Consider the following 24123-nt stretch of genomic DNA (forward strand, 5'->3'; position numbering starts at 1 on the left):
CTCAGAACTGGATCGCGTCACGGCGCATCAGACGGCGTAGCAGGACGACGAGCACGGACACCAGCACGATCATCGCCACCGCGCAGGCACAGGCGGCCCCGAAGTCCGGGGTGCCGTTCGAGCCGAAGGTCCGGTCGAACACGTAGACCCCCAGCGTCCACGCCTCGTTGGGCGGGGCGTAGGTGCCCGGCCCGGCGAGCACGAACACCAGCTCGAAGATCTTGAGCGCGTTGATCGTCCACAGGACACCAGCGACGCCGACGACGTCCCAGGTCATCGGCAGCGTGATGTTGCGGAACTTCTGCCACGGCGACGCACCGCCCAGTTCGGCGTCCTCGTAGAGATACGGCGGGATCCGGTCGACCGCGGCCATCAGGATGGTGATGTAGAAGCCGGAACTGGCCCAGATCAGCGAAGCCGTCACCACACCGGTCACATTGGACGGTGCGAGGAACTTCGCCGCGTCCGCGCCGAGCCCTTCGAGCACGTAGTTCGCCAGACCCTGTTTTCCGGGCTGGTACTTGAAAACGAAGCCGAGGAACATCCCGAGCGCCACCGGCGCCACGATGTTGGGGAAGAACAGGATGGCGCGGACGATCTTCCCGCCCCGCATGTCCCGCAGCACCATGGTGAACAGGAACGCCAGCGCGAACGTGCCGATACCGCCGAGGAACACGTAGATCAGCGTGTTGCCGAAGGCGTACTGGAACGAATCGCTCGCCACCATCTGCGTGTAGTTGGTGACGCCGTTGGGTTTCGGCGTGTCCCCGGCGCCCGCCCAGCTGGTGAAGCTCAGCACCACGGTCGCGATCGTCGGCAGTACCAGGAAGGCCAGGTACAGCACCAGCGCCGGCGCGGCGAACGGCCAGAACAGCCGTTTCTTGCGGCGCAGGTGAGCCCCGGTCTTCAAGGCCCGCGGCGGCGGTGTCGGCGGAGTCGTGACCGTGGCCATCAGCCCTGGTTCTTCCAGAACTCGGCGCTCTTGGTGGCGAGCTGGTCCACGAACTGCTCGGGGGTGATCTGCCCCTTCAGCAGCGCGATGTCGGCGGGGTCGAAGACGTCGGTCTGCCACTTGCCGCCGGCGACGCCGTCGATCCCGTCGTACTGCAGCACGTGCTCCTTCTTCGGGTCGTCCAGCGCGGCCTTGACCTGCTTGAGGTCGTCCGGCACGGCGAGGTCGGCGCGCGGCACGAGGTTGTCGGCCACCGCGGGGATCCCGGAAAGGAGGTCCTTGTTGAGGAAGTAGGCGATGAACGCCTTGGCGGCCTCGGCGTGCTTGGCCTTCTTGGTCACCGAGAAGCCGATCGACATCTGCTCGACGGTGTCGTGCGTCGCGCCGGACGGCATCGGGAACTGGAAGGAGCTGTAATTGATCTTCGTCCCGGCGCCCTGCTTGTCCAGGTACTCGCGGGTCTCGCTCGGGGCCCAGCTTCCGACGTAGAGGAAGCGGGAGTCGCCGTCGGCCCAGCGCTGCTGCACCTGCGGGAACTTCGCCGCGTCCCAGCCGTCGATGAAGTGCTGGGGCAGCTTCGCGGTTTCGGTGGCGGCCTTGAGGAAGCCGGGTTCGGTCTTCCACGCCTGACCGGTCTTGTCGGTCGCCGCCTTGTACAGCCCGCCCGCGCCGACGTAGCGCTCGGCGAGCTGGGTGTAGAAGTACATGTTGTAGAACGGGATGTCGCCGTCGAGGCTGATCGCGGCCTTGCCGTCGGCCTTCGCCTTGTCGAACAGCCCGATCAGCTCGTCCATCGTCTTGGGCTGCTGGACGTCACCGGCGGTGTCCTTGTTGAACCACCACGCGCTCGACTGGATCGTGTACGGGACCATGAAGTTGTGGCCCTCGCGGTCCTTGTTCTGCGGGAAGTCGTACGAGCTGGGCGAAAGCACGTCCTTGACGGTCTTGTCGCCCTCGCCGACCTTCATCGCGAACACGTCGTCGACGCTCTGCGTGCCACCCGGGGTCATGATCGCCGCGCCGACCTTGCTGACGTCCTGGTCGAACAGGTCCGGCACGGCGTCGGTGTTCAGCGCGGGCACCAGGTTCTGCGTGTAGGCCTTACGGCCCAGCCACTGCACGTCGACCTTGACGCCGGTCTTCTCCTGGAAGCACTTGAAGGCCTTCTGCAGGACCTTGCCCTGCGGCTCGTCGGCCGTCCACATCGACCAGTACGTGAACTCCTTGTCCGTGGCGGGCTTCACCGCCGCCTCCGGACAGGGCGCGTTCAGGAACTGGTCGACGCCGGGGAGTGCGTTCTCACCGGTGCCCCCGCCCGCGTCGCCGCCGCCGCATCCCGCGAGCAGGAGCGACGCTCCCGCCGTCAATGCCATGAGCTTGCCTACCCGCATCCGCCACCACCAGGATCGAAGATCACACAAGTTCTGCTTGTTATTGCGCAGTTTTGTGAGGTTTCACGCACATGTCAACACTCAATCGCGCAAAGTCTGCTCAATCGTCATCTTTTCCGGTTCAGTACGCTCAAGCTTGAGCACACCGAGCAGACGCCGCACTTCGACGGCGACCGCAGCGCGCCCGGCGCCGAGGTACTTCCGCGGGTCCACCCGCTCCGGATGCGCCCGCCAGTCACCCGTGGCGGCCGCGGTGAAGACCTTGTTGAGCTGGGTGGCGATATTGATCTTCGTCATCCCGGCCCGGACCGCCGCGGCCAGCCCCTCGTCGGGCACGCCGGAGGAGCCGTGCAGCACCAGCGGCACCGGCACGCGGTCCCGTAGCCGCGTGATCAGCTCGAAGTCCAGGGCGGCGTCCCGGGTGAGCATGGCATGCGAGCTGCCCACGGCCACCGCCAGCGCGTCGACCCCGGTGGCCGCGACGAATTCCGCCGCCTCGTCGGGATCGGTACGGGCGCCAGGAGCGTGCACGCCGTCCTTGCCGCCGACCTCGCCGAGTTCGGCCTCCACCCAGACACCGTGGTCGTGGCAGTAGGCGGCGACCTCCCTGGTCGCGCGAACATTGTCGGAGTAGTCCAGTTTGGACGCGTCGAACATGACCGAGCCGAACCCGAGTGCGACCGCTTCACGGACCAACTCGGGCGACTCGGCATGGTCGAGGTGCACGGCCACCGGTGTGCCAGCGGCCCTCGCGGCGGCAAGCGCCGCGGTGCCGACCGGCGCCAGTGAGCCGTGGTACTTCACGGCGTTCTGACTCAACTGCACGATCACCGGCGCTTCCGCGGCGGCCGCGCCGTCGACGATCGCGGTGATGTGTTCCAGCTGGATCGCGTTGAACGCGCCGCAGCCGTGCCGGGCCGCCGCGGCGGCTCCGACGATCTCCCCTGTTCCTGCCAGAGGCATGACGATTCTCCTAGCTCCGGCGGGCGCGCACGGCGACCAGCCCTTGTTCCCGGTGGTAGTGCGCGAGATCGACGTCCCCGGCCAGCGGGCCGAGGACGGCGGCGCCGGACAGCGCGACGGCGCGGCGCAGGATGTCGGGCCACGCCTCGGCGCGGCTCAAACCCCAAGCGAGCGCCGCGACGACGGCGTCGCCCGCGCCGGTGGTGTTACCCCGCAGCACGGTGGACGGTGCCGCGTGCCAGGTGCCGGACGCCGTGACCGCGAGCAGCCCTTCCGGGCCCAAGGACACGACGACCGCTCCCGCCCCGGCTCTCCGCAGTTCGGCCGCGGCGGCCTCCGGATCACGCAGGCCGGTGACCTCGCGCAGTTCGTCGGCGTTCGGTTTGACCACGGACGGCCGCCCGGCCAGTCCCGCGAGCAGCGCCTGTCCTGAAGTGTCCAAAATGGAGGGTCGACCGCCGAGGAGGTCCGCGTAGTCCCCCGCTCCCGGCGGCAGGCTGCCCGAGCAGACGAGCACGTCCGCGTTCCGGGCCCGGACGGCCGTCGCAAACGCTTGCCATTCCGCTTCGGCGAGCCGCGGCCCGGGCTCGTTCACCAACGTGACCGTTCCGTCGTCCGCCAGGACCGTGGTGGTGCGCCGGGTTTCCCCGCCGACCGGGACGACGTCCGCGGCGATGCCGGCCGCCGCGAGATCGGCCGAGACGGCGGCGCCCGTCGCGCCACCGGCCGTCAGGATCGCCAGGACGTCGGCGCCCAGCGCGTGCAGCACACGGGCGACGTTGACGCCCTTGCCGCCGGCCCGGTGCCGCACGTCCCTCGCCCGGTGCACGCCGCCGGGCCGCAGACCGTCCACTGTGTACGTGACGTCGAGCGCGGTGTTCGGCGTGACGGTGACGATCACGGCAGCCTCAGGTCAGCACGACGGAACGGGTGAGACTGCGGGGGTTGTCCGGGTCGAGACCCTTGCGGGCCGCGATCGCCCCCGCCACCCGCTGCGCGCGGACCAGATCGGCGAGCGGATCCAGACCGGTCTCGACGAAGAGGCCGCCCGCGCGGGCGACGTCGCCGGCCAGCCCGTCCGGCGCCTGCCCGAACATCCAGGTGACCCGGCCGGGTTCGCTGATGCTGATCGGGCCGTGCCGGTAGTCCCACGCCGGGTACGACTCCGTCCACAGCAGACACGCCTCGCGGAACTTGAGCGCCGCCTCGTTCGCTAGACCCACCGACCAGCCGGTGCCGAGGAAGCTGAACTGCTCCGCCGAGACCAGTTCGCCGGGCAAGGGTTCGGCGAGTACGCGTTCGGCCTGGTCGGCGGCCTCGGTCAGATCCTCCCCGAGGTGCGCGCGCAGCATCGCGAGCGCCGTGGTGGCGAACCGGGTCTGCACGACCGAGCGTTCGTCCACGACGGACAGGTCGACGACGACGTCGGCGGCGGCCTCGATCTCGCCCGGCACGCCGGTGATCGCGATGGTCGGCGTCTTGCCGCGCAGCTTCGCCAGCAGCGCGTGGACCTCGGTGGTCGTCCCCGACCGGGTCAACGCGATGACGTGGTCGTAGCCGCGCCCCGCCGGGAACTCCGACGCGGCGAACGCGTCGGTCTCGCCGAGCCCGGCGGTTTCCCGAAGGACGGCGTACGCCTGGCCGATGAACCACGACGTGCCGCAGCCGACGATCGCGACGCGCGCGCCCGGTGGCGGCAGCAGATCACTGTTCGCCGAGGCCAGCGCGGCCGCGTCCCGCCAGCAGCCGGGCTGGCTGGCGATCTCCGCCGCCATGAAGGTCCCGCTCATGAACTCCCCATCCGTGCCAGTTGTGCGCAATACCTGTCACGTTAGGTGCAGTTTTCTGCAACGTCAATGCTCTGATGGTGCAGTTTCACGCATTCGTTCCGCTCAGATGTGCACGAAGAGCTGGCACGGGCCCTGGCACCGCCGGGCGTGACCGGCGTCACGCCGAGGACTGTCACAACCTCCGCCGCCACCACGTCATGTGTGTGAAACCGACGGAAAGGAAAGATCATGGAAGCCCGGTTCAACCTGTTCGAGAACGAGGTCATCGGCAAGTTCGTCAAGCGCCTCGGCGCGGCGAACCGCCCGATCGAGGAGTCGTCGCTGCCGCACTCGACCCAGGAACTGGTGAAGCTGCGCGCCAGCCAGATCAACGGCTGCGGATTCTGCACCGACATGCACAGCAAGGACGCCGCGCACGCCGGCGAGACCTCGGTGCGGCTCAACCTGGTCGCGGCGTGGCGCGAGGCGAATGTGTTCACCGAAGCCGAGCGCGCGGCGCTGGCACTGACCGAGGAGGGCACCCGGATCTCCGACGCCCACCACGGCGTCGGCGACGAGACCTGGGCCCAGGTGCGCAAGCACTACGACGACGAGCAGATCGGCGCGCTGATCGCGCTGGTCGCGACGATCAACGCGTACAACCGGCTCAACGTCATCGCGCGGACCCCGGCGGGCGGCTACCAGCCGGGCCAATTCGACTGAAGCCCGCGTTCACCGACAAAAGGGTTTCCTTGGCGGACAAGGAATGCCCGGCAACAGGGTGGTAGACCTTCGGAAACCCGCTATCCGGAGGTTCACCCCGTGGAACTCGATGTCCGCTTCTTTCCCGTGACCGGGACCCATCCGCTCAGCACCGACCTCGTCGGGCTCCGCGCGAACTTCCACTACGGCTCCGGGAACGTGCTGGAGCAGCACTACGCGGACAAGACGACGATGATCTGGACGGGCGTTTCCGGCGATTTCGCCGGTGTCCGGCAAAAGGAAAAGACGTTGCGCGTCTTCGCGACCGGTCCGGCGCAGTATTTCGTGACCTGGTACGAGATGGGAACCGTCGCGACGGCCGCGCACGGCGAGGTCTTCGGCGGCGGATTCCCGATCGCGGTGATGGCGGATTTCGACCGCCTGGTCGCTACGGCCGCTTATACGAACCCGCGTGAAGACGGCGGGCAATACTTCCTGGTCGATCAGGCCACGATCGAGATCCTTGAGCGGCCACACGGGTGGGCGACCTTCCCCGCCGCACGTGAGTCGTGAGTGGTAATGACGGTTCCAACCGTCATTACCACTCACGACGAAGTTACTTCGTGCAGTGGATTCCGGCTTCACCTCGGTACATCACGAAGCTGATCTTCACCGAGTAGAGGTGGATGGTCACGCACCCCTCGGGCGCGTACCCGTAAACGGCCGCGTGGTCGTAGGCCTGCTGCAACGCCGTCCGTTTGGCCGACGCCGCCGTTTTCTCGACGGTCGTTCCGAGGAACGCGCGGGTCTCCTGGACGCTCGTCGCGGCGCTCGCCACCGTCGGCGCGAGTGTCATGAGTCCTGCGAGGACCACGGCGGCCCCCGCACTACGGGCGATCGTTCTGGTCATGCTTCCCTCTCCCTGGTTTCGATGAGTACAGCGGCCGGCCTCAGCGCTGGCAGTAGAGCCAGACGGTCGCGCTGTAATAGCTCACATGCGACCGGACGTCGGCGGCGCGCCGGTAACACTGCGAGTCCAGCCAGCCCGTGTTGCGCGCGAAGGTGCGGGCGACCTTTTCCGCCGAGGTGATGGCGTCCGACGGATACGGGCCGATGCCGGTGGCGTGGAAATCCCCGGTCTCCACAGCGAAGGCCGGCGGCGCCGACAGGGTCACCGCGGCCACCGCCAGGGCGGCTGCGGTCAGCAACTTCTTCATCAGATCTCCCCCTCCAGGATGTCAGCCAGCATTGACCGACTCCCCTCAGTCATTCATCTCAGCTAACGTGTGAAACGTTAAGGGAGCGGCGTCACGGTTGTCAATCCCAGATGAACGGGCAACCGGGTGGCATTCATTTCAGCTTACGGAGGTGACGATGACCGAACCACGGCCGACGACGCTCACCGACCGGATCGAACGCCTCTTCCAGGTGGTTCGGCGGCCCAACGGTGACCAGCACAGTCACGAGGAGGTGGCGCGGGCCTGCCGGGAGAACACCGGCGAGTCGTTTTCCGCCGCCTACCTCTGGCAACTGCGGACGGGCCGCCGGGACAACCCGACCAAACGGCACCTCGAAGCGCTCGCGGCGTTCTTCCAGGTGCCGCCCGCGTATTTCTTCGACGACGAACAAGGAAAGGCTCTTGCCGAAGAGATCGAGTTGCTGGGAGCGTTGCGTAACAGCGCGGTGCGCAACCTGGCGCTGCGCGCGGTGACGTTGTCCGAGGAGGGGCTCGGCACCGTGACCGACATCGTCGAGGCGATCAAGCGGCGCGAGTCCATGCGCGACCGGGGGGAGTAGCCATGCTCGGCAGGAAGAGCGCGCTCTGGCGAAGATGTGAGCGCATCGCGTCCGCCGTACGACTGCCGGATCCGTTCGAGGTCACCACGTTGTTCGGCGAGGTCGCGGCGGCACGGGGGCGGCCCATCGAACTGGTGGCCCTCGACGCGCGGCCGGGAGCGCCGTGCGGTGTGCTCGCGGCCACCGATCGAGCGGATTACGTCTTCTACACGCGGGACACGTCCCCGTTGCACCAGCTGCACATCCTGCTGCACGAACTCGGTCATCTGCTGTGCGGGCACGTCGAAGGCGAGATGCTGCCGGAGACGATGGCCGCGATGGTCACGCCCACCCTGTCGGTGGACCTGGTCCGCCGGGTCCTCGGCCGCACGACGTACGCGCGGGAGCAGGAGAAGGAGGCCGAACTCGTCGCGTCGTTGCTCATGCGCCGTGCCGTGGGCACCGGGCCCGGATCCGATCGGCTGCGCCACGCCCTCGGCTCGTGATCAGTTACCTGTCCGCCGCGCTGCTGGCGTTGATCGGCCTCATCCGGCTGATGACGGTTCGCGCCGGGCCGAAATACCTGGCCACGTTCTTCCTCAGCATGGCGGCCGGCCTCGCCGTCTCGGCCGAGCCCACGGTCCGGTTACTCGGCGACGACCTGCACCCGCGGCTGGTCACCAACGCGCTGCAACTGCTCGCGATGCGCGCGCTGGTGCAACTGGCCCGCAGCGCCCGGTCCCCGGAGAAGCGGACGGCGTTCTGGCCGATCGTGCTGTGCTGGGCTCTGATGGTCCTGTGCTACCTGGACTTCGCCCCACATCGGTCCGAGGTGGGCACATCCGGGTTCCAAGGACGGTTGAGCGTCGTGGTCTATCAGGCGGTCCTCGTGACGTACGGGGTCACGTGCCTGGTGATGTTCACCTGCACGCTGGCCCGCAGCGCCGCGGGCCGTCCACGAGGGACGTTCCGGACAGGTCTGCGGATCCTCGTCTGCGCCGCCGTCATGACCATCGGGTGGGTGCTGTTCTCCGGGCTTCCCTCGCTGTGGCTGGAGATCACCGACCTCGCCGACCTGGACTTCCTGCCCCACGCCCGCCTTGCCGGACTCTGCGCGATGGTGCTGTGGGTCCTCGGCGGACTGTTCACCACCTGGGACGGCGCTCTCCGGCTGGTGCGCGCGTGGCAAGGGATCCGGGCGGTGACACCGCTGTGGAAGGAACTCGTCGCCGCCCACCCGCAGATCGCCCTGCCCGTACGCCACGACATGGAGTTCACTTTGTACCGCAGGGTGATCGAGATCCGTGACGGCCTCCTGGCGTTGCGGGCACATGTCCCGCCGCACCTCGGGGACTGGCTGCGCACCCCGGTCGACGAACCCACTCGCGCCGCCGCCGAACTCGCGGCGGCGCTGGTGATGCGCGAGGCCGGCCGGAGCTGGCCACACCCCCAGGCCGGACCGGACGAGGCACCCCCCAGCATGCGGGAGGAAAGCGCCTGGCTGGGCGCTGTGTCGTCCGCGTTCACACACTCGCTCGTCGTGCGGGAGGTGCGGGAACGCGCGGTGGCGGACGTCGGCCGCTGAGCCGGTCATTGACGAACAACCGGTGAGCGCGCAAAGGCAAAGCCCATGGCCCGTGGGGCTCCCATACTGGCCGTCCAGCGGAGAAGAGGAGCGCCCATGAGCAAGGACGACACGTCACTCGCCAAGAACGTTCTCGGCGTACCCGGCATCGTCTTCCTCGTGCTCGCCGCCGTCGCGCCGCTGACCGGCATGGTCGTGATCGCGGCGATCGGCATCGCGGTCGGCAACGGCGGCGGCATGGTCGCGGCCTTCCTGCTGGCCACCGTCGTCCTGCTGCTGTTCGCGGTCGGCTACGCGCAGATGTCGAAAGTGCTCACCAGCGCGGGCGGCTTCTACGCCTTCGTGGTCAAGGGTCTCGGCCGGACTCCCGGCCTGGTCGCCGGTTTCGTCGCGATGCTCGGCTACAACTGTTTCGTGGCGGGCGCCATCGGCACGAGCGGGTTCTTCACCTCCACCGCGATCAACGAGGTGTTCGGGGCTCGACCTCGATTGGATCTTCTGGAGCGCGCTTTCGGTCGTGCTGGTCGTCCTGCTCAGTCGCCGGGGAATCGCCGTCAGCGCGAAGATCCTGGGGGTCTCCCTGATCCTCGAGGTGTCGATCCTACTGATCATGGACTTCAGCGTGCTGTTCCGGCACGGCTTCTCCTTCGCCGCGTTCAGCCCGTCCGTGCTGTTCCAAGGCGCGAGCGGGCTCGCGTTGCTGTTCGCCGCCAACGCTTTCATCGGGTTCGAAGCAACGGCGTTGTTCGGTGAAGAGGCGAAGGATCCCAAGCGGACGATTCCCCGCGCGACCTATATCGCCATCGGCTTCATCGGGGTGTTCGCCGCGTTCACCACGTGGGCCGTGGTCAGCGCGATCGGCGCCGAGCAGGCGCAGGACGTCGCCGCCGCGCATCTGTCGACAGGGGATCTGGTGCAGTCGGTCGCCCAGGAGTACCTCGGCGGCTTCCTGACCAAGGTGATGCTGCTGCTCCTGGTGGTCAGCCTGTTCGCGGCGCTGCTGGCGCTGCACAACTCGGCCACCCGCTACCTGTACGCGCTGGGGCGGGTCGGCGTGCTGCCGCGCCTGCTGGGCCGGACCCACCCGCGCAACGGCGCGCCGCACTACGCCTCGCTCGTCCAACTGGCCTTCGGATCCTTGGTGACGCTGGTGTTCTGGCTCGCCGGCCTCGACCCGGTCGCCGATCTCACGGCGAGCATGACCGGCTTCGGCACCCTCGGAATCCTCACCCTGCAACTGTTCGCGGCGGTGGCGATCCTGGTCCATTTCCGCCGGACCCGCGACCACCGGATCGTGCGGACGCTGATCGCGCCCGGGCTGGGAGCGGTGGGCCTCGGCGTCATCGTGACACTGGCGATCCTCAACTTCTCCACGCTCGCCGGGTCGAGCAACGGCGTCGTCCCGCTCCTGCCGTGGCTGCTGCTGGTCGTCGCGGTGGCCGGGCTGCTGGTCGCCGGCTGGCTGCGCAGGTTCCGGCCGGAGGTCTACGGGGCGCTGGAAAGCGACCTGGAACGCGATCCGCGCTGAGCCACGCTCAGACCGTGCCCCAGAAGGCGTCTTCGGACGCCGGGTCCGACGAGAACAGCCAGACCTCGGCGACCCGGTCCCCCTCGATCCGCAGCAGGTCGATCCCGTCCTGCTCCAGTTTCGCGCCGTCGCGATCACCGCTGAACCGGACCGGAACCGCGACGAGCGCGCCGTTCGCCAGGGGCTCGCCCGTCAGCGCGAGGGCGAACGTCCCCGCGCTGACGGTCATCATGCCGCCGATCAGCGCGCCGACGGCGTCGGCACCGTGGTGGGTCCCGGAGAACCGGTTGGTCCCGGGCTGGTGCCACACGATGTCGTCGGCGAAGGTCGCGGAGACTGTGGCGAAGTCCTTGGCGGCCAAAGCATCGAAGTACTTGCGGACCACAGCGAGCGGAGCGGGTGAATCGGCCATCGAACGGTTCCTTTCCGGAGTTTCTCGTCGCCGTCGATGGTGACGATCCGGGGCCGATTACCTCAACGTAACCAATGCCGGACTGTGGCCGGGGTCACTGATCGGAGTCGTAGCTCTCGCGCGCGACGAGGACCTCGGCGGTGTGCTCCAGCGCCCACGCACCCAGTGCCTGCAGCGGCGCGTGGAGCGTCTGCCCGAGCGGGGTCAGTTCGTATTCGACCCTGGGCGGGATCTCGGCGAACGCCTGCCGCCGGATCAGTCCGTCACGTTCCAGGTCTCGCAGCGTTTCCGTGAGCACCTTGCCGCTGATTCCGTCCACAGTGGTGCGCAGATCACCGAAGCGGAGCCTGCCCGCACCGAGTGCGATCACCACCATCGCCGTCCATTTGTTGGCGATCCGGGCGAGCGAGGTGCGGGACGGGCAGGTCCGGCTGAGCAGGTTCCACTCCGGTGACTGCGTCATGGCCCCTACCCGGTCCTGGTGAGTGACAAGCGGATGGGGAGCCTACCGCGAGGAGATCTGCCGTTTCCCGACGTAGCGCCAGCCCACCGCGAGCACGAGGGCCAGCACCGGGATCGAGTAGAAGGCGAGCTTTTCCGCGCCGTCGGAGAAGGCCATCAGCACGACCACCAGCGCGAGGAAGCCCAACGTCGCCCATCCGCTGTAGGGCGCCCACGGCATCCGGTACGACGGCCGCTCCAGTTCGCCGCGCAAGGCGGCCTGACGCAGCCGCATCTGGCAGAAGATCAGCGTCGCCCAGGTCGTGATCACGCCGAGCGAAGCGATCGCGATGGCGATGTCGAAGGCGTCCTTCGGCACCAGGTAATTGAGCACCACGCCCAAGACGTAGGCGGCCGAGGTGAACAGGATGCCGCCGTAGGGCACGTGCCGGCTGCTCATCTTGCCGACGAACTTCGGCGCTTCGCCCTTGTCGGCCAGCGCACGCAGGATGCGGCCGGTCGAGTAGAGCCCGGAGTTGCAGCTCGACAGCGCGGCGGTGAGGACGACCGCGTTCATCACGTCACCGATCCCCGGGATCCCGAGGCGGGTGAACACGGTGACGAACGGGCTTTCCTCGCCGTTGTAGAACGGCCAAGGCAGCAGCATCGCCAGCATCAGCACGGATCCGACGTAGAACACGCCGATCCGCCAGACGACGCCGTTGATCGCCTTCGGCAGCACCTTGCGGGCGTCCTTGGTCTCGCCCGCCGCGATTCCGACGACCTCGATCGCGGAGTAGGCGAAGATGACCGCCTGCAGCGTCATCAGGGCGATGCCGATCCCGGCCGGGAAGAATCCATTGTGGGCGGTCAGGTTGTGCACGCCCGCCTCGGTTCCGCCGATGTCGGCGCTGGTGAGCACCAGACCGGCCGCGGTGACCAAGAAGACCACGATGGCCAGCACCTTGACCACCGAGAACCAGAACTCCAGCTCGCCGAACAGCTTCACCGAAAGCAGGTTCACCGCGATCAGCACGCCGAGCGCGACCAGCGCGCTGATCCACTGTGGAACGTCGGGCAGCCATTTGTGCACGTAGATCGCCACCGCGGTGATCTCCGCGATACCGGTCATCGCCCAGTTCACCCAGTACATCCAGCCGGAGGCGAAACCGGCCCACGGCCCGATGAACTTGCGGGCATAGGTGACGAAACTGCCGGAAGTCGGCTCGTGCAGCACGAGTTCACCGAGGGCGCGCATCACGAAATAGGCCGCGATACCGCAAAGCGCGTAGGACAGGACCAGCGACGGCCCGACCTGGTGGAGTTTGCCACCTGCGCCGAGGAACAGCCCGACGCCGATGGCGCCGCCGATCGCGATCATCTGCACCTGGCGGTTGCCCAGTGCTTTTGAGTAGCTTTCACCTTTTTCGGTGACCAGCGAGGAATCCATGGTTGCCAGACGCTAGAGCGTGTGCGGCACGTCACCAACAAGGCTAAGGAAGACTTAAGGTGTGCGTGACATCACCCAGCCGGTTTACCCGGTATTTCCTGATTCGATTTGACAACTTCACCGGCGAACCCCGACCGTCGCGCGCGAGGACGGCCTCCTACGCTACGGCCTGTGGACCTCGCAGCGCTGCTGGACCGGATCGCCGACGACGTCGCGCCGGAGATCGGCCGCGGCGCCGTCGCGGACTACATCCCCGCCTTGGCCAGGGTCGAGCCGCGGCAGTTCGGCATGGCGATAGCCGAAGTGGACGGTTCGGTGCACGGCGTCGGAGACTGGCGGAGGCCGTTTTCGATCCAGAGCATGTCGAAGGTCTTCACCCTCGCGCTGGTGCTCGCGCACGACGACGGCGTCTGGACACGGGTGGGCCGCGAACCGTCCGGTGACCCGTTCAATTCGCTGGTACAGCTGGAACACGAGGACGGCATCCCGCGTAATCCCTTCATCAACGCGGGCGCGCTGGTGGTCACCGACGAACTGGCCCACCACGGCGACGCGACGGAGGCACTGCTTCGGTTCCTGCGCAAGGAAAGCGGCCACCCGGAGATCGACGTCGACAGCGAGGTCGCCGCGTCGGAGGCCGAGCACGCGGACCGCAATCGCGCGCTCGCGTATTTCATGGCGTCCTACCGGAACATGCGCAACCCCGTGCCCGCGGTCCTCGACCAGTACGTGCGCCAGTGCTCGATCGCGATGAGCTGCCACGACGTCGCACGCTCGGCGGTGTTCCTGGCGCGGCACGGCCTCCGCAACGACGGCAGCAGACTGCTCGGGCAAAGCGCGGCCAAACGCGTCAACGCGGTGATGCTGACCTGCGGCACCTACGACGCGGCGGGCGAATTCGCCTACCGCGTCGGTCTTCCCGGCAAGAGCGGCGTCGGCGGCGGCATCGTCGCGATCGTCCCCGGCCGGTGCGCGGTCTGCGTGTGGAGCCCGGGGCTGGACGCGCGCGGCAACTCCGTCGCGGGTGTCGCGGCACTGGACCGCTTCACCACCCTGACCGGCTGGTCGATCTTCTGAGCTCAGGTGCTGGGGTCACCCATTTCGTGTCCGGGCCGCCCTTCCGTGCGCCGGCTCCGCTTGATCCGCTCCTCGTGCAGATGCCGCCGCCCGCCGGTCAGGTCACCCGCGACCTCCCGCGTCAGATCCTGGAACGCCCGGTAGTAGCCGTCGTCGTACTCTTCGATCATCTGGAAGGTCCAGTGATCGGGCAGCACGTTGAGCCCGACCAGTTCGGTCTGGATCCGCTCCGCCCAGGCCGGATGCCCGGCCTTCCGGAGCTCCTCGGCCGCCTCGTCCAGCGCGAAATCGGCGCTGCCGGTGAGGTGATGGAAGGCGTACAGATGACCTCGCGCCTGCTCGATCGTTTCGAGGGCGGCGACCAGTTTCCCGACGGCGTCGACGGTCGCGTCGTCGGGTCCGTCGGTCGATTCGGGTGAGTCCGGCATAGCCGTTTGATTCCCCGGAAACGATCCTTCTACACACCGTCGTAGTGCGGGCTAGCGGTGGCTTTCGACGGCGATCCAGGCGAACGAGCGGATCAGCGGGCTCTCCTGCTCGGTCATCCAGGCGACCACGAGCGGGCTCGGCGGCATGTCGGTCAGGGGCGCCCACGTCAGCCCGTCGGGCAGGGCGTGCCCGAGCGGAGCGATGCCGACCATTCCGTTCCAGAGTACGGCCTGCAGGCATTCGCTGACGGTGCGCACCACGGGGCCCGCCTTCCGCTCCCCGACCGGGGTCGCCCCGTTCCAGTACTCGCGCCAGAGCGCGTCCGTCCCGTCCGGCAGCTGGAACCAGGGCCGGCCGTCGAGGTCGGCCAGCCGGAGCGGGCCGCGGCCGTCGAGCGGGTCACCGGACCGCAGGACGACCCCGACCTGGTCGGAACGCAGCGTGCGCAGGCTGATGCCGGTTTCGTCGAAGGGTGACCGCGTGAGCGCGACATCGACCAGGCCGGTGCGCAAGCCGGTGGTGGGATCGGTGAAATCCGCCTCGCGGAAGCGGATCGACACCTCGGGATGACGACGACGGAACGCTTCGGCCAGCCGGGTGCCCGCCTCTCCCGCGCCGTCGGCGAGCGTGCCGATGGTGAGTGTCGCGGCGCCTGCCGCCGACGTCACGCGGGCGCGGGCCTGCTCGGCCTGGTCCAGCAGGGTGCGCGCCTCGGCGTACAGCGAGGTTCCGGCGGCCGTGAGTTCGACACCGGCCGCCGACCGAAGTAGCAGCACGACGCCCAGGTCGCCTTCCAGGTGCTTGATGGCCCGGCTCAGCGGAGGCTGCGTCATGTGCAGCCGCGCGGCGGCCCGGCCGAAATGCCGTTCTTCGGCGACGGCCACGAAGTAGCGAAGCAGACGCAGTTCCATCACCAGTGATGATACCTAGAAGGTATCCAGGGTGCGGGATCGGTCTTGGACACCGCCCGGGCGCCGAGGGACCTTGGGATCATGCCCTTCGAACCTCTCACCCACGAGCCCGCCGTCGAGACCGGCCAGGCCCGGGAACTCGCCCGCGACCTGGTGGTGATCCCCGATCGCGGGGTCGATCTCGTGCCCAACATCGGCGTCATCGGCGGCACGCAGTCCGTCCTGGTCGTGGACACCGGCCTGGGCCCGCGCAACGCCGAGAAGGTGCTCGCCTTCGCGACCGAATACGCCAAGGGGCGGCGGCTTTACCTGACCACGACGCACTTCCACCCCGAGCACGCGTTCGGCGCGCAGGCGTTCTCGGGGCAGGCGACCTACCTCGTCAACAGCGCTCAGGCGGCGGACCTGACCACCAAGGGACCGGACTACCTCGAGATGTTCCGCGGCCTGGGCACACCGGTCGCGCGAGCACTGGAGGACGTCGAACTCGTCTCTCCCGACGTGGTCTACGACGAGACGTACGACCTCGATCTCGGCGGCCGGATCGTGCGGCTCCAGGCCACCGGGCGGGCGCACAGCAAGGGCGACCAGGTGGTGACGGTCCTCGACGCGAGCGTGCTGTTCACCGGGGATCTGGTCGAGGCCGGCCAGTTCTCGATCTTCCCGTGGTTCCCGCCGTACGACGTCGATGTCTCGGGGCTGCGGTGGATCGAGGTGCTGCGGCGGCTGGCCGCCACCGAGCCGGACGTCGTCGTACCGGGCCACGGCGGCGTCTCCGGCCGCGAGGTACTGGCGGATGTCCGCCAGTACCTCGAACTGCTTCGCGACGAGACCTGGGCGCGGCGCGACTCCGACCTGGACGACGACACGATCGCCGCCGAGGTCGAGGCGCTGATGCTCGAGCGGCATCCGGAGTGGACGGGCCAGGACTGGATCACCAAGGGTGTCGGTTGCTTCTGCGCGGAGCACTCAGACCATGAGGCAGCAGGCACCGGTGAAGCATCCGAAGGTCGCTCCGCTTGACTGGTTCTTCCAGTTGTCGAAGCGGTCGATGACAACGTCGACGTCGGCCTGTCCGACCGTGGTGGCGTCGATCCCGGAGTCGACGGAAAGCGTGAGCACGGTGTCGGAAACGGCGGTTTTCATGGAATCTCCCTCTGAACCTGCGGTATTCGGTACTCAAAGCGTGCAGGTTGTCCCCCGGTGGCTAACAGTGCGAAGCACCATCCGCGACGTGTGGCTTTCGACTGCTCCACTCGCTTCAGCCACGTCGCGCAAGTGGAGCACCTCGCCTCGGGCGGTTACTTGAAGATGGCGATGGGATGAACGACGAGTTCGCCGGTTTCGGGGTCCCAGTCCTCGACCTTGCCGAGGCAGCGCGCCCGGAACGCCCCGGAGGGCACGGAATCCCGCAGATCGCTGGTCACACAGGTGAACCGGATCCGCCTGCCCTGGTCCGGATCGTCCGGGTTTCCGTACGGCGCGAAAAAAACCGTCTCCTCGCCGGACTGGGATCGCTTGCGGAACAGGCCTTTCACCGAGACGAACGCCTCGACACCGCGCAGCCTGGTCCTGAACTGCCGGGTGCTCTCCTGCCCGTCGGACCAGCCGAGTTCCTTGACCAGCGCGCGATTGTGGCTCAGTTCCTCCTTCACGAGATCGACGTAGATGATGTCATGGTGCTTCTCCAGCACCTTCATCACGATGCCGATCACCGTGATCGGCTCGGCCTTGCGGATGTACCGCCGGAACTCCTCGTCGGTATCGGTGCGTTCCGATTCTCCTTTCAACGGACCGAATCCGCCGGATCCCCCGAAACGCCAACCGCGGCTCCGCCGTTTCTCGACCTCTTGTTCCAGCGCCTCGTTGTAGCGGTGCAACTGATAGAGGCCCATCACGGATTTCGTGTGCAGGTAGAACCCGATGCCCCGGATCATCCCCTGATCGCCGTCGGATCGCGCACGGCGCCAATGCCTCACGAAGATCACGAACGCGACGACGAAGGCGGCCAAGGTCAGCACCCAGACGGCCACCCACAGTCCCCAGACTTCCCACCACAGATTATCGGCAGCCACGGATCTCCTTGAACGCGTCGAGCAGGGAGGTCGAGTTCGCGTCGACCATGTGGCCACCGGTGGCCACGGCCGCGCGATCGAGTTCGGTGGGATTCGCCTCTCCGAACCGGATCGTGTAGGTGTGCACGCCGGAATCCCGGGGCGCGCGCAGGAATTCGTCGCTACCCTGCCCGGTGTTGCTCTCGCCGTCGGTCATCAGCACGATCGAGACGTTCTGGCCGGGCTCGGCCTTGCGGTAGGCGCCCGCTTTCGCGTAGGCCTCACCGAGTGCCGACCAGACCGCGGTGTTGCCGTCGAACCCGTCGGCGGCGATGAAGGTACGCAACGCGTCCAGGTCCGGCGGACCGTTGATGGTGAACTCCTTCTCCCCCAATACTCTCCCACCGAATCTGAGTACCGTGATCCGCTCGCCCCGGTAGAAGCGGTCGAAGCCGCCGTCCGGCCCGCCGCTCAACCCGGCGAACGTCGCCCGGAGCGCGGCGATCCTCTGGCCCTTCATCGACCCGGAGAAGTCCAGCACGAAGAGCACTCGTCCGGGTTTCCCGCCCGCGTAGTCGTCGAGCAGCTTGTCCACCACGGCCGGGTCGTCGGGGAAGTACAGCGAGTTCCCGATCGAGGCGGGCAGCCTCGGATCGAGTCCCACGTCGCCGGTGATCGGCCGCCGGAGAGTCCTGTCCATCATCTTCTTCTGTACCGCCGGGCTTTTGAGCCAGGAGACGAGCTTGTCGTAGGCCTCGCGCTTGGCCGGGTCGAGCAACAGGATCGGGTAGTCCGCCTGAACGATGCCGTCGCGCGGGTACACCAGTTCCAGCGGCGCCTTGAGCCTGCCGCTGCCGTTCAGGGTGAGCAAAGTGGACTCGTAGCCGATCATCGCGTCGACGTCCCGGCGCTCGGTGAACCGGTCGGCCAACGCGGCCGAAGTGTCCGCGGAGAGCGTGTGCCCGGTGCGAAAGCCCTGCAGCTTGTCGCATTTCACATCCTCGAGCCGCAGCGCCGCCCCGGTACCCGCGGCCGCCGTCGCCACCCCGATGAGCGAGGTGAGCCCGCTGGTCGTCGTGGCCGGTTCCGCCATCGCGAATCGGAACGACCCGCTCGCGGCGGCGTCCGCGAGGTCCGCCCAGGACAGTTTGCCGTCCGGTTTGCCGTGGCGCAGTTCCGCCGCCTTCACCGGGGTCATCCCGACGACGACCGGCGAGATCATGGTCTTGGTGGCGAGTGGCCGTTCACCCTTGTCCGCGGCTCGCCGGAACTCGAGCTGGAAGAACCGGTCGGTGGAAAGCCAGGCCAGATCGTGCGCGGCCCTGCCGGGGATGAGGGCGGTACTCGAGTTGACAGCCCCTTGGAGATCCATCTCCAGTTCGATTCCCGTTTCCCCGCGGAGGTCGTCGAGGATCGGCCCGAGATCGGCGAGTTCGGGACTGGCCAGCACGCGCAGTTTCACCTTCTGGCCGTCGCTCGTGCACGCGGTAGTCACCAGGAGCAGGCAGCACAGGACCGCTACGAGTCGCTTCACGGGCAGTCCCCGGCGGTCTTGATCATTTCTTCCAGCACCAGGTTGTCCGGTAGCGGCGTGGTGCTGTCGTCTTCCGCGCTCTCCGGTGAGGGCAGCCCCCGTTCACGGAGGAAGTCGTACAGCCGCGCGCTTTTCGTGCTGCCCGTGGGAGTGGCCACACCGAACCCGAGTTCCATCGCGCGGCGCTGCAGTTCCGGGTCGAACGTGAGCAGCTCGCCCAGCCGTTCCGCTTCCGGTTTCAATGCCAGGAACTGGGGCTTCGTCAGGATGTTGTCCTGCGGGTACAGCAGGACGCGATCGGTGTCCGCCTGCCCGCTCTGCGCCTTCGCCCGCAACTGCATGGCGAGGTACTGGTGCTCGTAGATGACGACGATCGGCTTGTCGCCCTCGGCAAGGTTCGCGTAGGACTCGGACAGATCGGCCGACGGGAAGCCCTGCGCCACCACGAGCGGTTTGATGCGGTTGGCCAAGGCCTGCGCGCTCGACAGGTTCGGCGGCCCGGCGGGCTCGCCGGCTCGATGGGGATCGACGACCGGGACCTGACGGCCGTTCTCGAGGAACGCCAGCAGGATCAGGTAGGTGGCGCCGGAGTTGGCGTCACAGATGTTCGAGGTCTGGGCCAGTACCTGGTTCCCGTTCGCGGCGCCGAATTTGGCGATGCCCAGCGAGTCCCAGGTCTGCTTCCGTTTCATCGCTTGGATGAACTTCTCGGTGTCCAGCGTGTAGTACAGCGGGTTGTCTCCCGCCGGTTTCTTCGCGATCTTGTTCTCCGCCAGCGTTTCCGCGTAACGGCGATACGTGGCGAGCACGATCGGACTGGTGAACGGCTGCCGCGCGCTGCCCGTCCACTGGTTCGCCCTGGACCGCCGGACGAGCCCCGCGGCGGACTCGCCGGACAGGAACACGAAGTCGTACTGGCTGAGGTCGTGGGTGGCCACGTCCCGAGAGCCCGCCCTGGTCACGTGCACCCGGATGTGATGACGCATCAGGATTTCCTGGATCTTCGCGTCCTCGAAGAGATCCGATTTGGAGCCCATCTTGCCGCGCAGGACCAGTGATTGATGGAAGGGCACCGCGATCGTCCCGGTCAGGAGCAGGGCGACCAGGCCGCTGACGGCCAGCGCCAAAGCGGGTCCGAAAGCGCGGAGAAAACGGCGGCGAAGAAAGAACGCCGAAGGTTTTGGCCTGATGGTGAGCTGGGGTTCTTCACGAAGTGATCTATCGGTGGTCACCGATTTCCTCCCCGATGTCGGCAACGCCCATTTTACCGGGGACCACCGACACGAAAGCACGTCTCGATTCGGTTTCCCCGGCGTCACGCTCCCGGTTCGGGACCCACCCTCACCAGGCCGGGAGACCGGGCGGTTACTCTCTTCGGTGGCGAAAAAGCCATGCACCACGACGCCGGGAGATCTGAACCGCATGCTGGACCGAGCAGTCATCGACGCCCTGTTCCCCGCCGACTTGCCCGAGCCCGAGCACTGGGAGCAGCGCTACCCGGCCCGCGACCTCCCCGAGGGTGCCAGGGTGACCCGCTTCGGCCCCTCCCCCACCGGATTCGTGCACATCGGTGGCATCTACGTCGCCACGATCGACCAGGACGTCTCCCGCGGCAGCGACGGCCGCTACCTGGTCCGGGTCGAGGACACGGACCGGTCCCGCGAGGTCGAAGGCGCGATCGACCAGTTCGAGCGCGGCTTCGGCTACTTCGGTCTCGCCGCCGACGAGGACATCCACCGCGGCGGCGGCTACGGCCCGTACCAGCAGTCCGAGCGTGAGCAGATCTACCTGACCTACGTCCGGCACCTGCTCCGCCTCGGCCGCGCGTACCTCGACTTCGCCACCAAGGAAGAGCTGGCGGCGATCACCGCGCGCCAGCAGGCCACGAAGCTCCCGACGGGTTACTACGGCTCCTGGGCCATCTGGCGCGACGCCGACGCCGCCGACGTCCAGGCGAAGCTCGACGCGGGCGACCCGTACGTCGTGCGCTTCCGCGCGCCGGACGACACCGGCGCCCGCGCCCGGTTCACCGACGCCATCCGCGGCCCGCTGGAGGCCGAAGCCAACCGCAACGACGTGGTCATCCTCAAGAGCTCCGACCAGAGCCCGCGGCTGCCGACCTACCACTTCGCGCACGCCGTCGACGACCACCTGATGCGGATCAACCTGGTCATCCGCGGCGACGAATGGATCTCGTCGGTGCCGGTGCACCAGCAGTTGTTCGACGCGCTGGCCTTCGAGCCGATCACCTACGCCCACATCGCGCCGCTGATGAAGCAGGAGGGCGGCAGCAAGCGCAAGCTGTCCAAGCGCAAGGACCCGGAAGCGAGCGTCGACTTCTACATCGAGTCCGGCTACCCCGCGAAGGCCGTTCTCTACTACCTGCGCGGCCTCGCCAACGGCCGGCTCGCCGAAATGCCGCTCGACCAGGCCTTGAGTGAGCCGATCAACCTCGACGAATGCGGCGTCGCCGGGCCGCTGGTCGACCTGGTGAAGCTCGACGACATCTCGGGCGACCACATCGCGACGCTGTCGGGCGCCGAGATCCTCGACGCGGTGCGCGGCTGGGCCGACGGCTTCGACCCCGCGCTGCGCACCGTCCTCGACGCCGAGCCCGACCTGGCGCTGCGCGCGCTCGCCGTCGAGCGAGACGGGGCGGAGAACCCGCGCAAGGACCTGAAGAAGTGGGGCGAGTTCCGCGCCGTCTACGGCTTCTTCTTCCCGCAGCTGCACGCTTCCGTCGCCGGGCCCGACGACGAGCGCATCGCCGCGCTCGGTGTCGACCGTGAGGTCGTCCAGGCCGTGGCCCGCGACTTCGTCGGCAACTACCGGCAGCTCGACGACGGCCAGGAGTGGTTCGAGCAGATCCGCGAAGTGGCGGCCAAGCACGGCTTCGCCCGCAACGCCAAGGAGTTCAAGAAGAACCCCGAGGGCTTCCCCGGCTCCATCCGGGAGGCGTCGCAGATCATCCGGATCGCCATCACCGGCTCGACCCGCAGCCCCGACCTGCACGCCATCACCCAGGCGCTCGGCCGCGAGGAGACGCTCAACCGCTTCGCCGGCCTCATCGGCTGAGCCCCTCAGCTCACGAGAACTGGTCGTAGAACGCGGTCTTGATCGCGACGACCGCCTCCTCGGTCTCACGGAACCGTTGCCGCGCCTCGGACGAGTCGATCAGCTGGACGAGCCGCATCCCCAGCTGATCGGAATGGGTGAGCGACAACGGCGACGCGGCGGCCAGCGGGCGGGACTTCGCGTCGTGCACGTGATGCGGGTAGTAGAAGACGGACTTCTCGCCGAGCACCGGCCCGATCCTGCGCCACAGTTCGCCGTACTCCACCGAAACCAGCACCTCGCCCCAGAACCGCAGGATCGTCAGCAGTTCGACGTCGGCGTGCTTCGCTTCGCCGGCGAGGGAGATCAGCTCCATGGTCGTGTCGACACAGGCCGACGTGGCCAAGGATTTCCGTGACCGCACCAGGTCTTCGCGGGAAACGCCGAGGCCGAGGATGTCGGCCATCATGTCTTCCCGGTGCGATGGCGTGCTGCCGGGCGTGCGGTTGTCCGGATACTCCTCGCGGACGATCACCCGCGCGATCCGGATCGACTGCTCGTCGGTGAGCAGATCGATCGCCAGGTCGTAGGCCATGGTGAAGGCCAGCGACAGGAATCGCCGCTGCAGCAGGATCTTCTGCAGATCCCTCTGCGGGAGATCGGTCAGGCCACGCAGGGCCGGATGGTCGCGGAACCGCGCGATGAGGTCGTCTTCGAACTCGTCGAGCTCTTGGTGGTCTTGCATGCTGTTCCCCTCGCTCAGACTCGGATCATGTCGATGCTTCGGTTCCAGTCGCCCAGATCGACGTCGCGGCCGATGTCCCACAACGTGTCGAGCTCACGCTGGATCTGTTCGCCCAGCACGGTGTCCTCCGAGCCCTCGATGTCGAACTGCGGGGAATTGATCGCCAGCTGGCCATGGAGGAACATGCTGACCAGGTAGCGCCCGTCGGCCTTGTACACCGAAACCGAGGCCTGCGAGTTGAACACCCGCACCTTGAGGTTGCCCTGATGCTCGGCCAGCCGCCCGTGCATCCGGGCGAGCGTCTCCAGGCAGTTCATGATCCCCGTTCTCACGAAGGCGTTGCCGGCTTGCTCGGACCGGCCCAGCGCCGCCTCGCGTAGCCCCACCAGCAGCGATTTCGGGTGCAGCAACATGATCCGCACCTCGGCCCGGCGGTCGCGGATCGCGGCTTCCAGCTCCTTCTCCAGCAGGTCCAGGTTCGGGATCCAGGTGTTCAGGATCGTCACCTGATTGGCCTTCGCGATGCGCTCCACGAAGTCGTCGTCCGAGAAGCGTTTGTGCACCTTGGCCACACCGCCGTAGCGCGAACGGCGCTGGCTCTGAGCGATGGTGTCGATGTCGAGGCGGGCCAGGCGGTCGCGGATGTCATCCAAGGCCCGCAACGGGGTGAGCTCGACGAGCAGGACCACGACGACACCGCTGAGCATGAGCAGGGTCAGCGTGGCGACGCCCTTGGGCGCGACCTTGTCCAGCCAGCCGAGCTGGTCCGCGATACCGACCCCGAAGCCGACCACCGCCAACCCGCCGAGACTGAGTAATTCGAGCCAACGACGCATTCTGCGGAGCATTCACCCTCCGGGTTTCGGCAACGGTACGACCTATTTTCTCACGATCACCCCGCTCTGCTGTGATCGGGGTCACTGACGAAAACCACTTAAGAATGCGTACCGAACGCAGAAATCCGCAGCGTGAGGGCGAAATCAAGCAGACGCTCATCCGGCCTGCTCAGCAGCGTCAGAGGTCACAAGGAGAAACGCTCGGGCCTCGACAAACGACTTACCTGGCACGCAAGGATGGAAAGTTGTGGTCGATGAGCGCTGAACGCGTTGTCCAGCTGCGCCTGGAGTCCCGTCACGTCGCCGCCGAGGGCGAGGCCTTGTCCTACCCAGGGATATCCGTGGTCCGTCATTACGACGGCCACGTCGTCGAACGGACATGGTTGCCAGTCGGCGAAGAACCCACCTTCAGCGACGACGAGGCCCTTATCGCCGTCCTGCAAGCAGCCTGGCGCTGGTGCCGACGCGTCGCCTGAGGCGGCGTACCAGGCCTTTTGCGCGCCGGCGCAAGAGT

The 24123-nt window shown here is 67.5% G+C and carries 27 protein-coding genes and 1 pseudogene; 10 read left to right on the forward strand and 18 right to left on the reverse strand.

Features of this window, described 5'->3' with window-relative positions; all coding sequences use genetic code 11:
- Position 1 precedes the first annotated feature (1 nt).
- The 5 genes from ACLJRL_RS31850 to ACLJRL_RS31870 all read right to left on the reverse strand — a co-directional run bounded on the left by ACLJRL_RS31850 (position 2) and on the right by ACLJRL_RS31870 (position 5096).
- The gene (locus tag ACLJRL_RS31850; RefSeq protein WP_410660029.1) at positions 2 to 952 is read right to left on the reverse strand and encodes a carbohydrate ABC transporter permease; all 951 of its coding nucleotides are present in this window, start codon (positions 950 to 952) and stop codon (positions 2 to 4) included.
- Positions 952 to 2343, reverse strand: a complete 1392-nt coding sequence (locus ACLJRL_RS31855) for an ABC transporter substrate-binding protein (RefSeq protein ID WP_410660030.1) — start codon at positions 2341 to 2343, stop codon at positions 952 to 954. Before ACLJRL_RS31855 ends, ACLJRL_RS31850 begins: the two co-directional genes overlap by 1 nt.
- 81 nt (positions 2344 to 2424) lie before the next feature.
- A complete protein-coding gene (locus ACLJRL_RS31860; protein WP_410660031.1) occupies positions 2425 to 3306 on the reverse strand; it encodes a class II fructose-bisphosphate aldolase in 882 nt (293 codons plus the stop codon).
- Between the two features lie 10 nt (positions 3307 to 3316).
- On the reverse strand, positions 3317 to 4207 hold the full coding sequence (locus ACLJRL_RS31865; RefSeq protein WP_410660032.1) for a 1-phosphofructokinase family hexose kinase: 891 nt from the start codon (positions 4205 to 4207) through the stop codon (positions 3317 to 3319).
- 7 nt (positions 4208 to 4214) lie between these two features.
- Entirely contained in the window at positions 4215 to 5096 is an 882-nt protein-coding gene (locus ACLJRL_RS31870; RefSeq protein ID WP_410660033.1) for an SIS domain-containing protein, read from the reverse strand.
- A gap of 228 nt (positions 5097 to 5324) precedes the next feature.
- Between ACLJRL_RS31870 and ACLJRL_RS31875 the strand changes: the two genes are divergently transcribed.
- Together ACLJRL_RS31875 and ACLJRL_RS31880 are read left to right on the forward strand one after the other, a co-directional pair.
- Complete coding sequence (locus ACLJRL_RS31875) at positions 5325 to 5798, forward strand: carboxymuconolactone decarboxylase family protein (protein ID WP_410660034.1); 474 nt, start codon at positions 5325 to 5327, stop codon at positions 5796 to 5798.
- Between the two features lie 99 nt (positions 5799 to 5897).
- Positions 5898 to 6350 carry a MoaF C-terminal domain-containing protein gene (locus ACLJRL_RS31880; RefSeq protein ID WP_410660035.1) on the forward strand — a complete coding sequence of 151 codons (453 nt, stop codon included), beginning with the start codon at positions 5898 to 5900 and terminating at the stop codon, positions 6348 to 6350.
- Between the two features lie 43 nt (positions 6351 to 6393).
- Here ACLJRL_RS31880 and ACLJRL_RS31885 read toward each other — a convergent pair whose 3' ends face one another.
- Positions 6394 to 6687 carry a hypothetical protein gene (locus tag ACLJRL_RS31885; RefSeq protein ID WP_410660036.1) on the reverse strand — a complete coding sequence of 98 codons (294 nt, stop codon included), beginning with the start codon at positions 6685 to 6687 and terminating at the stop codon, positions 6394 to 6396.
- A gap of 40 nt (positions 6688 to 6727) precedes the next feature.
- Positions 6728 to 6994 carry a hypothetical protein gene (locus ACLJRL_RS31890; RefSeq protein WP_410660037.1) on the reverse strand — a complete coding sequence of 89 codons (267 nt, stop codon included), beginning with the start codon at positions 6992 to 6994 and terminating at the stop codon, positions 6728 to 6730.
- 157 nt (positions 6995 to 7151) lie between these two features.
- On the opposite strand from ACLJRL_RS31890, the gene ACLJRL_RS31895 reads away from it, so the two are divergent.
- The 4 genes and pseudogenes from ACLJRL_RS31895 to ACLJRL_RS31910 all read left to right on the forward strand — a co-directional run bounded on the left by ACLJRL_RS31895 (position 7152) and on the right by ACLJRL_RS31910 (position 10666).
- Positions 7152 to 7574: an XRE family transcriptional regulator gene (locus tag ACLJRL_RS31895; RefSeq protein ID WP_410660038.1), complete on the forward strand. Its 423-nt coding sequence runs from the start codon at positions 7152 to 7154 to the stop codon at positions 7572 to 7574.
- Between the two features lie 2 nt (positions 7575 to 7576).
- Positions 7577 to 8059, forward strand: coding sequence for a hypothetical protein (locus tag ACLJRL_RS31900; RefSeq protein ID WP_410660039.1), 483 nt, complete (start codon positions 7577 to 7579; stop codon positions 8057 to 8059).
- Entirely contained in the window at positions 8056 to 9138 is a 1083-nt protein-coding gene (locus ACLJRL_RS31905; RefSeq protein WP_410660040.1) for an MAB_1171c family putative transporter, read from the forward strand. The genes ACLJRL_RS31900 and ACLJRL_RS31905 overlap by 4 nt, the downstream gene beginning before the upstream one ends.
- Before the next feature lie 96 nt (positions 9139 to 9234).
- Positions 9235 to 10666: pseudogene (locus tag ACLJRL_RS31910) on the forward strand (APC family permease).
- A 7-nt stretch (positions 10667 to 10673) separates the two neighbouring features.
- Here ACLJRL_RS31910 and ACLJRL_RS31915 read toward each other — a convergent pair.
- The 3 genes from ACLJRL_RS31915 to ACLJRL_RS31925 form a co-directional block, all read right to left on the reverse strand.
- Positions 10674 to 11078 (reverse strand): nuclear transport factor 2 family protein, encoded by a 405-nt coding sequence (locus tag ACLJRL_RS31915; protein ID WP_410660041.1) that lies wholly within the window; start codon positions 11076 to 11078, stop codon positions 10674 to 10676.
- A 94-nt stretch (positions 11079 to 11172) separates the two neighbouring features.
- Positions 11173 to 11541, reverse strand: coding sequence for a winged helix-turn-helix transcriptional regulator (locus tag ACLJRL_RS31920; RefSeq protein ID WP_410660042.1), 369 nt, complete (start codon positions 11539 to 11541; stop codon positions 11173 to 11175).
- A 42-nt stretch (positions 11542 to 11583) separates the two neighbouring features.
- A complete protein-coding gene (locus ACLJRL_RS31925) occupies positions 11584 to 12969 on the reverse strand; it encodes an amino acid permease (RefSeq protein ID WP_410660043.1) in 1386 nt (461 codons plus the stop codon).
- Positions 12970 to 13140: 171 nt separating this feature from the next.
- Here ACLJRL_RS31925 and ACLJRL_RS31930 point away from each other — a divergent pair, with 171 nt between their 5' ends.
- Positions 13141 to 14046 (forward strand): glutaminase, encoded by a 906-nt coding sequence (locus tag ACLJRL_RS31930; protein WP_410660044.1) that lies wholly within the window; start codon positions 13141 to 13143, stop codon positions 14044 to 14046.
- A 2-nt stretch (positions 14047 to 14048) separates the two neighbouring features.
- Here the strand turns inward: ACLJRL_RS31930 and ACLJRL_RS31935 are convergent, their stop codons facing one another.
- Together ACLJRL_RS31935 and ACLJRL_RS31940 are read right to left on the reverse strand one after the other, a co-directional pair.
- Positions 14049 to 14474: a hypothetical protein gene (locus ACLJRL_RS31935; protein WP_410660045.1), complete on the reverse strand. Its 426-nt coding sequence runs from the start codon at positions 14472 to 14474 to the stop codon at positions 14049 to 14051.
- Positions 14475 to 14525: 51 nt separating this feature from the next.
- Positions 14526 to 15386, reverse strand: coding sequence for a LysR substrate-binding domain-containing protein (locus ACLJRL_RS31940; RefSeq protein WP_410660046.1), 861 nt, complete (start codon positions 15384 to 15386; stop codon positions 14526 to 14528).
- Between the two features lie 81 nt (positions 15387 to 15467).
- On the opposite strand from ACLJRL_RS31940, the gene ACLJRL_RS31945 reads away from it, so the two are divergent.
- The gene (locus tag ACLJRL_RS31945; RefSeq protein WP_410660047.1) at positions 15468 to 16409 is read left to right on the forward strand and encodes an MBL fold metallo-hydrolase; all 942 of its coding nucleotides are present in this window, start codon (positions 15468 to 15470) and stop codon (positions 16407 to 16409) included.
- Here ACLJRL_RS31945 and ACLJRL_RS31950 read toward each other — a convergent pair.
- From ACLJRL_RS31950 to ACLJRL_RS31965, 4 genes are all read right to left on the reverse strand, one after another.
- On the reverse strand, positions 16356 to 16532 hold the full coding sequence (locus ACLJRL_RS31950; RefSeq protein ID WP_410660048.1) for a hypothetical protein: 177 nt from the start codon (positions 16530 to 16532) through the stop codon (positions 16356 to 16358). The genes ACLJRL_RS31945 and ACLJRL_RS31950 overlap by 54 nt on opposite strands.
- Positions 16533 to 16687: 155 nt before the next feature.
- Positions 16688 to 17461: a hypothetical protein gene (locus ACLJRL_RS31955; protein WP_410660049.1), complete on the reverse strand. Its 774-nt coding sequence runs from the start codon at positions 17459 to 17461 to the stop codon at positions 16688 to 16690.
- Positions 17448 to 18974, reverse strand: coding sequence for a substrate-binding and vWA domain-containing protein (locus ACLJRL_RS31960; RefSeq protein WP_410660050.1), 1527 nt, complete (start codon positions 18972 to 18974; stop codon positions 17448 to 17450). Before ACLJRL_RS31960 ends, ACLJRL_RS31955 begins: the two co-directional genes overlap by 14 nt.
- Positions 18971 to 20206, reverse strand: a complete 1236-nt coding sequence (locus ACLJRL_RS31965) for a hypothetical protein (RefSeq protein WP_410660051.1) — start codon at positions 20204 to 20206, stop codon at positions 18971 to 18973. The genes ACLJRL_RS31960 and ACLJRL_RS31965 overlap by 4 nt, the downstream gene beginning before the upstream one ends.
- Positions 20207 to 20396: 190 nt before the next feature.
- On the opposite strand from ACLJRL_RS31965, the gene ACLJRL_RS31970 reads away from it, so the two are divergent.
- Positions 20397 to 22049 carry a glutamate--tRNA ligase gene (locus tag ACLJRL_RS31970; protein WP_410660052.1) on the forward strand — a complete coding sequence of 551 codons (1653 nt, stop codon included), beginning with the start codon at positions 20397 to 20399 and terminating at the stop codon, positions 22047 to 22049.
- Positions 22050 to 22059: 10 nt separating this feature from the next.
- On the opposite strand, the gene ACLJRL_RS31975 is transcribed toward ACLJRL_RS31970, so the two are convergent.
- Both ACLJRL_RS31975 and ACLJRL_RS31980 read right to left on the reverse strand, forming a co-directional pair.
- Positions 22060 to 22773, reverse strand: a complete 714-nt coding sequence (locus ACLJRL_RS31975; RefSeq protein ID WP_410660053.1) for a hypothetical protein — start codon at positions 22771 to 22773, stop codon at positions 22060 to 22062.
- A gap of 14 nt (positions 22774 to 22787) precedes the next feature.
- Positions 22788 to 23621: a hypothetical protein gene (locus ACLJRL_RS31980; protein ID WP_410660054.1), complete on the reverse strand. Its 834-nt coding sequence runs from the start codon at positions 23619 to 23621 to the stop codon at positions 22788 to 22790.
- Between the two features lie 92 nt (positions 23622 to 23713).
- Here ACLJRL_RS31980 and ACLJRL_RS31985 point away from each other — a divergent pair, with 92 nt between their 5' ends.
- Positions 23714 to 24085: a hypothetical protein gene (locus ACLJRL_RS31985; protein ID WP_410660055.1), complete on the forward strand. Its 372-nt coding sequence runs from the start codon at positions 23714 to 23716 to the stop codon at positions 24083 to 24085.
- The last annotated feature ends 38 nt before the right edge of the window (positions 24086 to 24123 follow it).

The organism is Amycolatopsis sp. lyj-112 (assembly GCF_046549055.1).
In the GTDB taxonomy this organism is placed as follows: domain Bacteria; phylum Actinomycetota; class Actinomycetes; order Mycobacteriales; family Pseudonocardiaceae; genus Amycolatopsis.